The sequence below is a fragment of the Cupriavidus sp. SK-3 genome, from assembly GCF_000611145.1.
Lineage (GTDB): Bacteria > Pseudomonadota > Gammaproteobacteria > Burkholderiales > Burkholderiaceae > Cupriavidus.
The window spans coordinates 51,839-62,417 of sequence record NZ_JFJV02000265.1 but is presented as its reverse complement, the minus strand read 5'-3'; the positions used below and the strand labels follow the sequence as shown (position 1 = coordinate 62,417).

10 protein-coding genes and 1 pseudogene are annotated in these 10,579 nt (G+C 70.2%); 1 reads left to right on the top strand and 10 read right to left on the bottom strand.

What is annotated here, in order from left to right; translation table 11 throughout:
- Positions 1-36: 36 nt before the first annotated feature.
- The 4 genes from CF70_RS29040 to CF70_RS29025 are packed head-to-tail and all read right to left on the bottom strand — an operon-like array spanning position 37 to position 3,370.
- Positions 37-741: a (5-formylfuran-3-yl)methyl phosphate synthase gene (locus CF70_RS29040; protein WP_035873540.1), complete on the bottom strand. Its 705-nt coding sequence runs from the start codon at positions 739-741 to the stop codon at positions 37-39.
- Positions 738-1,361 (bottom strand): DUF447 domain-containing protein, encoded by a 624-nt coding sequence (locus CF70_RS29035; protein WP_035873538.1) that lies wholly within the window; start codon positions 1,359-1,361, stop codon positions 738-740. Before CF70_RS29035 ends, CF70_RS29040 begins: the two co-directional genes overlap by 4 nt.
- A gap of 15 nt (positions 1,362-1,376) precedes the next feature.
- Positions 1,377-2,762: a DUF6513 domain-containing protein gene (locus CF70_RS29030; protein WP_035873536.1), complete on the bottom strand. Its 1,386-nt coding sequence runs from the start codon at positions 2,760-2,762 to the stop codon at positions 1,377-1,379.
- A complete protein-coding gene (locus CF70_RS29025) occupies positions 2,741-3,370 on the bottom strand; it encodes a flavoprotein (RefSeq protein WP_035873534.1) in 630 nt (209 codons plus the stop codon). The genes CF70_RS29030 and CF70_RS29025 overlap by 22 nt, the downstream gene beginning before the upstream one ends.
- A 378-nt stretch (positions 3,371-3,748) precedes the next feature.
- Between CF70_RS29025 and CF70_RS29020 the strand changes: the two genes are divergently transcribed.
- Positions 3,749-4,213: a dihydroneopterin aldolase gene (locus tag CF70_RS29020; RefSeq protein WP_235185253.1), complete on the top strand. Its 465-nt coding sequence runs from the start codon at positions 3,749-3,751 to the stop codon at positions 4,211-4,213.
- Positions 4,214-4,262: 49 nt separating this feature from the next.
- Here the strand turns inward: CF70_RS29020 and CF70_RS29015 are convergent, their stop codons facing one another.
- The 6 genes and pseudogenes from CF70_RS29015 to CF70_RS38375 form a co-directional block, all read right to left on the bottom strand.
- Positions 4,263-5,156 carry a triphosphoribosyl-dephospho-CoA synthase gene (locus tag CF70_RS29015; RefSeq protein ID WP_035873586.1) on the bottom strand — a complete coding sequence of 298 codons (894 nt, stop codon included), beginning with the start codon at positions 5,154-5,156 and terminating at the stop codon, positions 4,263-4,265.
- A gap of 20 nt (positions 5,157-5,176) precedes the next feature.
- Positions 5,177-6,151: an ATP-grasp domain-containing protein gene (locus tag CF70_RS29010; RefSeq protein WP_035873532.1), complete on the bottom strand. Its 975-nt coding sequence runs from the start codon at positions 6,149-6,151 to the stop codon at positions 5,177-5,179.
- Between the two features lies 1 nt (position 6,152).
- Positions 6,153-7,166 (bottom strand): methenyltetrahydromethanopterin cyclohydrolase, encoded by a 1,014-nt coding sequence (mch, locus tag CF70_RS29005; RefSeq protein ID WP_035873529.1) that lies wholly within the window; start codon positions 7,164-7,166, stop codon positions 6,153-6,155.
- A gap of 39 nt (positions 7,167-7,205) precedes the next feature.
- Positions 7,206-8,111: an NAD(P)-dependent methylenetetrahydromethanopterin dehydrogenase gene (locus CF70_RS29000; RefSeq protein ID WP_035873527.1), complete on the bottom strand. Its 906-nt coding sequence runs from the start codon at positions 8,109-8,111 to the stop codon at positions 7,206-7,208.
- Positions 8,112-8,282: 171 nt separating this feature from the next.
- Positions 8,283-9,362 carry a beta-ribofuranosylaminobenzene 5'-phosphate synthase family protein gene (locus tag CF70_RS28995; protein ID WP_051649174.1) on the bottom strand — a complete coding sequence of 360 codons (1,080 nt, stop codon included), beginning with the start codon at positions 9,360-9,362 and terminating at the stop codon, positions 8,283-8,285.
- Positions 9,363-9,493: 131 nt separating this feature from the next.
- Positions 9,494-10,579 (bottom strand): annotated as a pseudogene (locus tag CF70_RS38375) (sigma-54-dependent Fis family transcriptional regulator); the annotation flags it as partial.

Below are 10,579 nucleotides of genomic sequence, written 5' to 3'. Positions count from 1 at the left end.
GTTGCTGCGCGCCGGCGCGGCAGGCGGCGGGTAGGCTCAGGCCGGCTGCGGCTCCGGCGCAGCCGCCGGGTGCAAGCCAGCCCGCAACGCGGCCACCTTCCGTGGATCGAGCCGTCCGGCGCGGCCACCGTCGCACAGCGCGCCCCGGAAGCCGGCAAAGTCCGGCGCCAGCGTGTGCAGCCGGGGCAGATGTTCGAGCTGCAGGGAACCGGCCAGGCCAACCTTGACGCCCCGGCGCCGCGCCATCCCGGTCATGGCGGCAAGCGCAGCCATATCGACGCAATCGAACAGGCTGCCCGCCTGCTTGCCCGCCGTATCGGCCATCACCGCCGGGAACCCCATCCCGCAGGCCTCTTCAACCAGCTTCAGGTCCAGCCCATGGTCCGCCAGGAACACCGGCACCACCTGCCACGGCAGGGCAGCCAGCCGCCGCAAGGCCTCGCGCGCATGCTCGCCGGGCGCCACGCCCACCTTGACGTAATCGACACCGCATTTGCCGATGGTGTTGGCCATCAGCATCATGACGGCATGCTCGGCTGGCGCCAGGTCGCCGATCGTCGCGCTCAGCAGGCGTCCGGGCCAGCGCGCGCGCATCGCGCCGACCACCTCCAGCACGGTTTGCGCCGGCAGCGCGCCGAGCGCGCCGGCCTTCGGCTCTTTCAGGTCGATCAGGTCGGCCCCCGCGCTGGCGGCTTGCAGGGCCTCTTCCACATTGCGTACGCTGGTCAGCAGGGATGTCATCGCGTTCTCTCCAGGGTGGGCTCGGGGGCGGCACCAGGGGCGTGCGTGCCGATACTGCCGGCATGCCAGGCCGCAATGCGGTCCAGCAGCCATTGCCATGCTTCGCGTTCCGCCGCGCCGGCGGTCTTGTCGATGGCGATCTGCAGGTAGGCCATCTCACGGGCGATCTTGTCGGCCGGCAGCAGATGCAGCCGGCTGACCAGCACGGCGCCTTCGATGACCGCCGCCTGCGCACGGTTGAAACCGGCAAAATCGCCATGGCGGGCTTCGTGCACGCGCTCCATGCGCAGGGCGGGTCGCGTTGCGTCGCCGCTCTCCTGCGCAAGACGTAGTTCAATGTGGCTCAGCGCACTGGCCAGCCGCACGCCGCGGATCCGTTCCGCCGGCACCGTGGGCCACTGGCGCCGGCCGGTGAGGCAGCCGGCGAAGACGCGCACGTCGGTGGTCAGGTTGACCACGGCCGTACCGGTGCCGACGATGTTGTCGCAGGTGGCGGAGGGACGGAACGGCATCAGTACGATGCCGCTGCCCTGGTAGCGCACGCCCATCGGTGCGATATGCGGCGCACCGGCCACCGAGACGGTGGTGACGATGGCTTCGTGGATTACGTCGTTGCTCATGGCTGTCATGTGTCCTCAGGCCCGTTTCTTCATGGTGGCGCCCGGGGCGCACCATTCGCTCAGGTCCTGCTGTTCGCGTTCGTCGGCACAGCCCCAGTCCAGCGACTGGTCCTGCACGTAGCGCTTGCCAAGGCGCCAGGCGATTTCCGCGCGGGCCAGTTCCACCCCCATGTAGAAGGCATGGTTGCCGTCGGCCTCCAGCTGCAGGCGGGGAAAGAGCGCGAAAGGGTCCGCCGCGACATGGTGGCCGTCGCGGTTGTAGGCGTGGATCCCTTGCTCGGACACCTGCACGCGGAAGTTCGGGTCGCGGATCGCGCTGGCGGTTTCCGCGATTTCCTCTGGCGTGTCGGGGTAGGGCTCGCGCGCATGCAGCGTCATCATCTGGTCGGTGATGCCTTTGGGCAGGGCATTCTGCTCGCGCGCGGCGTACATCATCCGGCGTGCCACGTCTGCCTCGCGGATGGCGCGGCGCGCATGGCCGCTGACCTGCGTGGTCAGGATCGCCGAGGCATGCAGCTCCACCGCGATGCCCATCAGGATGGCGTTGATGCCGCCGGTGTCCGCCTCGGTCAGCTCGGTCAGGTTGCCCACGCCGAGCATGATGGGCGCGGTGGGAAAGCGCTGGCGCAGCCGCTCGTAGCGACCGAGCGAGGCCAGCAGGCCGAACGGGATGGGGTCGAGGATGGCATCGGCTATATAGGCCCGGCCGCGCCGCTCCATGGCTTCGACCGCCGCGTACAGCGATGCCTCGTCGCCCGGCTGCTGCGGTACCAGGATCGGCGTGGAGGCGACTTCGTCCGCCACCCACAGGGTGTCCAGGGTCAGGCTGAGCAGGTAGTCGGCGCCAGCCTTGCCGCCGCGCACCAGTTCTTCCGCATTCATGGAATCCACGCTGACCAGGAAGCCGTCCGCCTTCAGCGCGCGCACGGTTTCCTCCAGGTGCGGGAACGGCGTGGCGGGCAGGCAGCCAAGGTCGATCACGTCGGCGCCATCGGCCCGGTGCCGGCGCGCCCGCGCGCATACGCTTTCGACGTCGAGCTGCGGCGCGTCGACGATCTCGGCGAAGATGGCGATATCGTGCCGGGACAGGTCGACCGGCTTGGCCTTGCGGTTGAAGAACTGCGGCAGGTCCTTGAGTTCTTCCGGTCCGCGCTCGACCGGCATGCCGTAGTGCAGTGAGAGCGCGTCCAGGTCGCCGCGGCAGCGGCCCGGGACGACGATGCGGTCCGCCACCACCGGCGCGGCCACGCGGCGGCGCACCAGGTCGGCGGTCATCAGCGCGGCCACCTGCACGCCGATTTCGCGGATCTCCCAGGTAAACGGTGCAGGCTCCAGGCTGCGCAGCACGCGTTCCAGGCCCTTTTCAGCCAGGCGGCCGGTCAGGAAGACGATGTGTTCCATGTCAGTGACAGTGCCTTGAGTCGTTGATCGAGTGCGCCCCGCAGCTCGCCGATGGAGCACACCACTTCGCAATGGTCGATGCGGCGCAGGCGTTCCACGTTCTCCAGTTCGATATTGCGGGGATACAGCTTCAGCCAGCCGTCCGGCCCCTTGGTCACCACCACCGGCTCGGTATCGCACGCGTACACGATGCCGGGGATGCCGAGCTTGCCCGCCTGCGCAAGGATATTGGTCGGCAGCGTGTCGGAGATGCCCACGGCGCATTTGGCGACGGTGTTGCTGGTGGCCGGCGCGACGATGGCGGTGTGGTAGCGGCGCGCATAGAACATGCCGACCGGCGCCGCGCTGGCGGTCTTGTCGCGGAAAACCCGGAAGCGCGCCTTCAGGTCCTTCAACTGGATGCCGTAGATCGCCAGCACTTCCTCGGCCGCGCGCGACAGGAACAGATCCACGTCGGGCAGGGCGGCGGCCAGCGCCAGGCTGTCTTCGAGGAAATGGCCGGAGCCGGTGATAGCCCAGGCGAAGCGTGGCGCGCCCCCGGTCCGGGCCGGGGCATCGGGGTCGCCGCTGTCGAGGGCGGCGAATGGTTCGGAGTCCGGGTGGGGCAACGGGCGGCTCGCTAAGGGATCGATCTGGCTGAAATGATTGCAGGAGTCGTGCCTGCCGCCGGTGCCTTGATCCGCAAGGCCCTGGCTGCGTGTTGCGCCGCGCTGACTGCGCCGTCGGCGGGACAGGTTGTGCCGTCCGGCTGCGTGTGTCCCGCAGCCCGGCGCCGCGCCTGCCGCCCGCCGGGCCGCGCTTGCACGGGGGGCGCCGCCCGGTGTGCCCGTGTGGCCTGCTTCTTGCGAGACCAGCGCCGGAGCGTGGTCGCCGGCCGCGCGCGGGTAGCAAGTGCATTGCTCGGAGGGCAGATGAAACGAGATGACATGATGTGGCAGGCCGAAGCGGCGGAGTTCGGCGCGCTGCCGGGGCTGAAGGCGGAATCCATGGACACCCGCGCGGCACCGACGGCCTTGTCCCCCGGCCCCGGCCCCGGCCCGATGGACCTGATCTTTATCGAGGGCTTCGAAGGGCAGACGATCATCGGCATCGACGCTAGCGAGCTGGGCACGCCGCAGCCGCTGCGCATCGACCTGACCGCCGGGCTGCCGCGAAGCGCCGCCTGCAGCAGCGACCGGATCGGCGACACCATCGACTACGGCAAGGTCCGCACCGCGTTGCGGGAGTTGATGGCCACGCACCGGCTGCAGTTGCTGGAAGCGTTTGCCGAGCGCGTGGCGCAATTGCTGCTGGAAGACTTCGGGGCGCACTGGGTGCGGGTCGTGGTCGTCAAACCGAAGAAATTCGACGACGTTGGCGCGGTGGGGGTTGCGATAGAGCGGCGCCGGGATGCGTTGGCGCGCGCGCAAGATCGAGGGCACGGCTGGCTGGGCGGCGCCGTCAGCGACTAGGTATGTTCCGGCGTGGCGCCGGAACAGGCCGGTGCCACGCCGCTGCGCGCTAGCCGATTCCGGGCTGGCGCGGATCGATCGGCATGGCGCATAACTGCGGATCCAGGCAACCCGCGATCATCGCGCAGGCCACCGTCAGGTCGGCGCTGGTACCTGGGTTGACGCCGGCGGCTTTCAGCTCCCGGTCCCATTGCGCGAATTCCTCCGGATCGATGGACTGGCCCGCCTCGAAGCGCCCGTGGAACAGCCGCGCCTGGTTGCTCACGCGCCTTGCCGCCGGCAGCCCATGCTTGCGCGCGATATGCGAATCCGGGAAGCGCGCAAGAAAAGCGAGATAGACGGCTGTCACCGCCCGGTGCAACCGCTCGTGCCAGGCACCGTGCCCGGCCAGGTGCCTGCGCAGCACCGGCAGCCCGAGCGTGAAAAGGTCGGCGTAGCCGTTGGCATACTGGCGCGCCACGGTATCGCGCATGGTGGCCAGGTGCATGGCGGCGCGCAGGTTCACCGTGGGCCTGGTGGCCACGTCCTGCTCCGGCGCCGTGCCGAGGCCGGCCGGCATGGCGTGCGCGATCGCGCGATAGGCGGCCTCCGTATCGGCCACGGTCAGGGCCGCCAGCACCGCCTCGATCCGCTCGCCAAGCGTTCTGGCATCGCGCGGAGGCCCGGCTTCCATGGCGGTGGCAAGCGGCGCGCATAGCAGCAGGATGCCAAGATTGGTATTGCACCTGGCAACCGCCTGCGTTTGCGCGACTGCCTGTTCGATGCGTTCGCCGACCCTGAGCGCGCCATCGGTCAGCGGTGCCACCGCCGCCGCCGCGCTGTCCAGGAAGAGCCCGGCGCTCATGCCGTGCCCCGGCGCATCCATGCTGACATTGCCCGGCTTCGCCACCGCTACGTCAAGCGTGCATGCCCACAGGAAGGCCGCCGCCGCATTGCCGGCCATGCTGTTGTCCGGCGCCGCCCTCACGCCACGGCTCCGTGGCGCGCCGCGGGCAGCTTGCGCGCCAGCAGGTCATCGACGAGCAGGCCGGCGATATCGGCTTCCGTAACCGATTGCAGTCCATGCCAGGCTGCCACGCCATTGACCTCAATGACCATGGCGCGATCCGTGGCTGCCCCTTCTCCGATGGGAACGAGATCCACGCCCGCGTAGTCGAGGCCAAGCGCCTCGGTGGCGCGCACAGCGAGCGCGGCCAGCGCGGGCGTGATCTCGGCATGCTCGCAGCGGGCGCCCTGCGCCACATTGTGGATCCAGCCCTGGCTGACGCGGCGCATGGCCGCCACCGCCCGTCCACCGATCACCAGCACGCGCCAGTCGAAGCCGGGCTTGCCCGGCGCGGCCGGAGAGGGCACGAAACGCTGCAGATAGGCCACCTGCCGGTACGCCGCCAGCGCGGGCAGGGGCACGGGCGCATGGCCCGCGTCCACCGTGCCGATGCGCTGCAGCCCCTTGCCCTGCGAGCCGAACAGCGGCTTGAGCACCAGCGCGCGCCCCGCGGCGCTCTCGCGCATCACCGTGCGCTGCGCCTGCGGCGCGGATTCGCTCACCCAGGTCGCGGGTGTGGGAATGCCGGCCAGATGCAGCAGGAAGCTGGTCATGCCCTTGTCCACGCTGCGCTCGATGGCGCGCGCATCGTTATACACGGGCACGCCCAACTCGCGCAGCGCGTGCAGGATGCCCAGCCGCAGCGTGACCTGCTCGAAGCTGCCGGAGGCGAGGCCGCGCACGATCACGGCGTCGGGCAAGCCGCGCCCATAGCCCGGTATCACCAGCCCGTGCCAGGCCCAGGTGGTGTCGATCCGGCAATCGGCCAGGTTCACGCAGCGGCCTTCGCAGGCGCGTGCGCGCAGCGCCTGCTTAAGCCTGGCGGTATGCCAGCCGGTTTCGTCGGTCATGATGGCGACGCGCAGCGGCCCGCGCGAAAGGGAGGCGGCCATCTCAGGCCTCCACCAGCCATTGCGCGCGCAGCAGCGCCATGTTCAGTCCGCCCGAGTGCCAGGTCCGGCCGGACGCGAGATTGCTGACCCATGCTTCGGCGGGGGCGAACAGGGCCGGGTCGATGCGGTAGAAGTCGTAGCCGTATTCCTTGAACACGTCGGCGAAGGGGCGCCCATAGTCGCGCGACCTGGCCGACGGGAGATCCAGCGCAAGCGCCCGGGCGGCATCGTCGTCGGCATCGACCGTCAGGTGCACGCTGCCGCCATACAGGATGGCGTCATTGGTGCGGCCCATCGCGTCGCCGGCATCGGCGCCCGGCGGCGGCAGTGGCGCGACACCGCTGCCGCCGACGATGCGGTCCAGCGGGAAGCCGAGCACGTGCGCCTTATGCAGCGCCACCTCCAGCACGCGGCCGACCACCTGCGTGGTGCCCGCCAGGCTTGCCGTCGGCGTCAGGATCACGGTCAGTTGCCCGGGCTGCAGTCCGCAGTCCCGCAGGATCTTCCGGATGACGATCTCCGGCGGCGCGCGGTCGACTTCGAGCACCAGGCAGGCGCCGCCGTCGCCGGCGTGGAGCTTGTCGCGATAGCCGAGTTCCTCGAACAGCGCTTCCTTGCCGGCGAGCGCGCGCGCGGGGCCGGAGCCCAGCGCGAAGAACTTCTTGCCGCCGGTTTCCTCCTGGCTGGCGCTCAGGCTCCAGCCGGCGTACTGGCTGGCCAGGCAGGCCAGCACCGGCTGGCCGCTGCTGGCCTCGATATGCGTGGGCCAGCCTTCGCCGCCGTGCCGCAGCCGTACCTGGCCCAGCCCGCCCATGCAGATGGCGGCGATGGCCAGGCCAGCCTCGACGCTGCCGCGCGTCTCGACGCCGGCATCGACGATGCGCACGCCCATGGGCCCTTCGGAGACCGAGAGCCGCCACTCGGCGCGATGGTCGAGCAGGCTGGCGACGAGCGGCTGGCTGAGTGCGTTGACGCTGAGTGAGCGGGCAGGGTGGGCATTCGTTGTGCTTGGCATGGGTGCCTCGGTTCGGTGGTGGGGACCAGCGCCTGGCGCTCAGGGCAGTTCGGCGGCCACGGTGCGCGCCATCGCCATGGCTTCGGGGACGCCCAGGTAGACCGGCCTGGCGGCTTCGCGCATGGCGAGGAACAAGCGATGCTGGACCTGGTACTTGATATTGCCGATGGCGAGCGCGCCTACGCCCACGGCCTTGCCGGTGCCGATGGGTTTGCCGTCGTCCATGGCGTCCACGCCCGCGATGCCCGCCGGGGGCACGGCGTTGACGTCGGCGGCCACCAGCAGCTTGCCTGCGGCGGCACGGTCCGCCTCGCCAACGACCTGGACGCCGGCGCTTGCGGTGGCGAATACCACGTCCGCTTCGGCCAGTGCAGCCCGCAGCACGTCCGCCGAGCGGATCAGGATGCCTTCGGTCTGCGCGTTGAAGCGTTCGTTGGTTTCCCGGCTGATGCGGGTAGCTTGCTCGCTGCCGGAGCGGTTCGATAGCCAGACGCGCGCGCCGAGTTGCGAGGCCAGCGCACCGGCGACGCGGCCGACGGCGCCGCTGCCGCCAAGTACCAGTACCCTGCGGCCGGAGAAGTCGGTTTGATGCACTTTGCGCAGTTGCCTTTCGACGGCGGCTACCAGCGCCGCTGCCGTGGTATAGGAGCCGCTCGGGTCGGCGAAGACCGACACCGCGAACGGGGGCACCATGGCCTTGCGGGCCGCGTCGAGCATGTCCGCGGCCAGCACCACGTCGCGGCCGCCGATGAAGATACCCGTGTTGGCGACGCCTTTCGGGCCGCGAGAGAAGATGGCGTCCTGGGTCAGGGCTGTGATGCTATCCAGGCCGGCTTCGGCGTAGGGGATGACGTGCGCGTAGCCGGCGTCGATGGCCATGTTGACGTCGAAGGGGCTGGCTTGCCGGGTGGGGGTGAACATGTGCAGGATGCAGGGGCGTGCCATTTTGGGGGCTCCGTGATCTGAGGTGCTCAACTTCAAAGGTGCTCAACTTCAACTTCAAAGGCCTGAAGTCAAAGGCGGTTTCACCACCCCCGCGGGGCGGCGACCTGCTTTCTTGTCTCGCCAGGAAAGCAGGCAAAGAAGGCGCCGCATACGGGATAGGGCGGGCGCTCGCTACGCCGCCGCACTGCAACAAGCCACCGGCTTTGAGATACCCGCTTCATGCCGCGCCGATGGCATGACCTGCGCGCCGCGATTGGCTCCCGTGACGATGCGTGCCTCCAGGAAGGGCCCCAGCAGTCCGGCCGCGCGGGCGCCTGCCACCGCCTGTTCGGCAGCGGCCTGCGAAGGCACGATGGCGAAGCCGGTCGGCCCCCACGAGCTTTGCCCGACGGCGGCAGCGCCTGCGCCGACCTGCCGCGTGATCCGGTCCAGCACGTGGCCGACCGCCGGACTGCTATACACGCCGCCCTGCGCCGCCGCGAAGTAGTTGCCGATGACCTGCTGCAGGTGATTGACGCCCTCGGCGAAGGGCGCGAAGTCCTGCTCGGCGGCGGCAGGCAGGATCTGCATCAGCACGCGGTGGCAGAGATCGGCGGACAGCGCTTGCGGAAAGGGCGGCAGCCCTTGCATGGCTTGCTTCTCCGCCGCGCCGTGCAGGCCGGTGCGGCTGGTGTCGAGCAGCAGTACGATGCGCCAATCGGCCGGGAAATCGAACCGCGCCGCCAGCGGCGGCACGCTGCCCGCGCCACGCGGGCCGCTGTCCACCAGCAGCCCGCCGCGCTCGAATGCGGCGATGCCCACGCCGGAGCGGCCTCCACGGTCCAGCAGGCGGGCGATGTCGGCGCCCGACCACGGCAGGCCGTGCAGTTCGGAAAATGCGCGGCCCAGGGCCAGCGCCAGTTGCGTACCCGAGCCGAAGCCCGCATGCGCCGGCAGTACCTCATGCAGCCGGACCGCGAGCGGGCGCTGGATGCCGCTGGCTTGCTTGAGCCGTTCCAGCCAGGCCGAGACGCGCGGCACTTCCTGGCGCGCGGCATGGTCCGCTGCGGCGACCCGGTCTTGCGCGGCCGGGCCGAGGTCGAGGATGGTCGCCGGGCCGCCGATCGACAAGCCGAGACTGCCGAAGCGCCGCCCGAGCGATGCACCCGGGTCGAGAAAGCCGAGGTGCAGGCGCCCGGTGGCGTGAATCCGGACCGCGCCGGACGGGCTGATGCCATGAGTGTCGTGGCCGGGCTTTTCGAGCGTTTGCATGGATGAGGGCCTTTCGCGAATCGCTTTGTCTGCCTGATCTATCTGGCGGCATACCGCTGCGCCGCCGGACCGCAACCGGCGGGGCACGGCAGGGTGGGGTGAGAACCTGTCATGGCGCAAGGGGCGCGCGCTCAGGCCCCGGCTTCATGCCGTGACGCAGCCGCCTCCCGCGCGATCTCGATGCAGAGCTGGTGCATCTTGCGATACAGCGTGTTGCGGCTGACCCGCAGCGTGCGGGCGACGGTGCTGACATTCCAGCGATGCGTCTCCAGCAGGTCCAGGATGGTCTTGCGCTCGTTCAGCTGGATGGCGTTGAAGGGCGGCAGGCTCTCCTGCGCGGGCTGGCTTGCGTTGGCCCCTGCGTCGGCTCCCCGGCCGCGGCGTGCGGCATGTTGCGCGCCTTGCACGACTTCCGGAGGGAGTTGCCGGCTGGTCAGCCGCGTGCCGTCGCACAGGGCCACGGCGGTGCGCAGCACGTAGCGTAGCTGCCGCAGGTTGCCGGGCCAGTCGTAGCGCATCAGCGCCTGCTCGGCATCGGGTGCGAGCGTGGGCGGCGTTTCCTGCGGGCCGGCTTCCTCGGCCAGGATGGCGTGGATCAGGGCCAGCCGGTCGGCGCGTTCACGCAAGGGCGGCAGCCGCAGTTCGACGCCGCTTAGCCGGTAGAACAGGTCCTCGCGAAAGCGCCCGTCGTGGACCAGTTCGGCGAGGTTGCGATGGCTGGCGCTGATCAGTTGGAAATCCACCCGGGCCGAGGTCTCGGACCCGAGCGGTGTCACCCGGCGCTCTTCCAGCACGCGCAGCAGGCGTGCCTGCAAGGCCATCGGCATATCGCCGATCTCGTCGAGGAAGAGCGTGCCGCCGTCGGCCTGGAGGATCTTGCCGCGCCGGCCTTCGCGCTGAGCGCCGGTAAACGCGCCCGCGCGGTAGCCGAACAGTTCGCTCTCGATCAGCGATTCCGGCAGGGACGCGCAATTGATGGCCACGAACGCGCCTTGCGCCGCCGGGCTGGCCGTATGCAGCGCATTGGCGAAGACGTCCTTGCCCGTGCCGGTTTCGCCATGGAGCAGGATGGGCACATTGCGCGCGATGACGCGCGTGGCCAGCTGGACTTGCGCGTCCATGCGCGGGTCGCCGCAGGCCAGGCCCGCGCGCGCTGGCCTGGGCGCGGCAGTCTGCTGCGCCGGCGTGCCGCGTGCCGCGAGGCGACCGGGCCGGGG

What these genes read in the sequence shown, in the direction of transcription:
- CF70_RS29040 (WP_035873540.1), bottom strand. Translation starts at nt 741, where the DNA reads ATGACATCCCTGCTGACCAGCGTACGCAATGTGGAAGAGGCCCTGCAA.
- CF70_RS29035 (WP_035873538.1), bottom strand. Translation starts at nt 1,361, where the DNA reads ATGAGCAACGACGTAATCCACGAAGCCATCGTCACCACCGTCTCGGTG.
- CF70_RS29030 (WP_035873536.1), bottom strand. Translation starts at nt 2,762, where the DNA reads ATGGAACACATCGTCTTCCTGACCGGCCGCCTGGCTGAAAAGGGCCTG.
- CF70_RS29020 (WP_235185253.1), top strand. Translation starts at nt 3,749, where the DNA reads ATGGACACCCGCGCGGCACCGACGGCCTTGTCCCCCGGCCCCGGCCCC.
- CF70_RS29015 (WP_035873586.1), bottom strand. Translation starts at nt 5,156, where the DNA reads ATGGCCGGCAATGCGGCGGCGGCCTTCCTGTGGGCATGCACGCTTGAC.
- CF70_RS29010 (WP_035873532.1), bottom strand. Translation starts at nt 6,151, where the DNA reads ATGGCCGCCTCCCTTTCGCGCGGGCCGCTGCGCGTCGCCATCATGACC.
- mch (WP_035873529.1), bottom strand. Translation starts at nt 7,166, where the DNA reads ATGCCAAGCACAACGAATGCCCACCCTGCCCGCTCACTCAGCGTCAAC.
- CF70_RS29000 (WP_035873527.1), bottom strand. Translation starts at nt 8,111, where the DNA reads ATGGCACGCCCCTGCATCCTGCACATGTTCACCCCCACCCGGCAAGCC.
- CF70_RS28995 (WP_051649174.1), bottom strand. Translation starts at nt 9,362, where the DNA reads ATGCAAACGCTCGAAAAGCCCGGCCACGACACTCATGGCATCAGCCCG.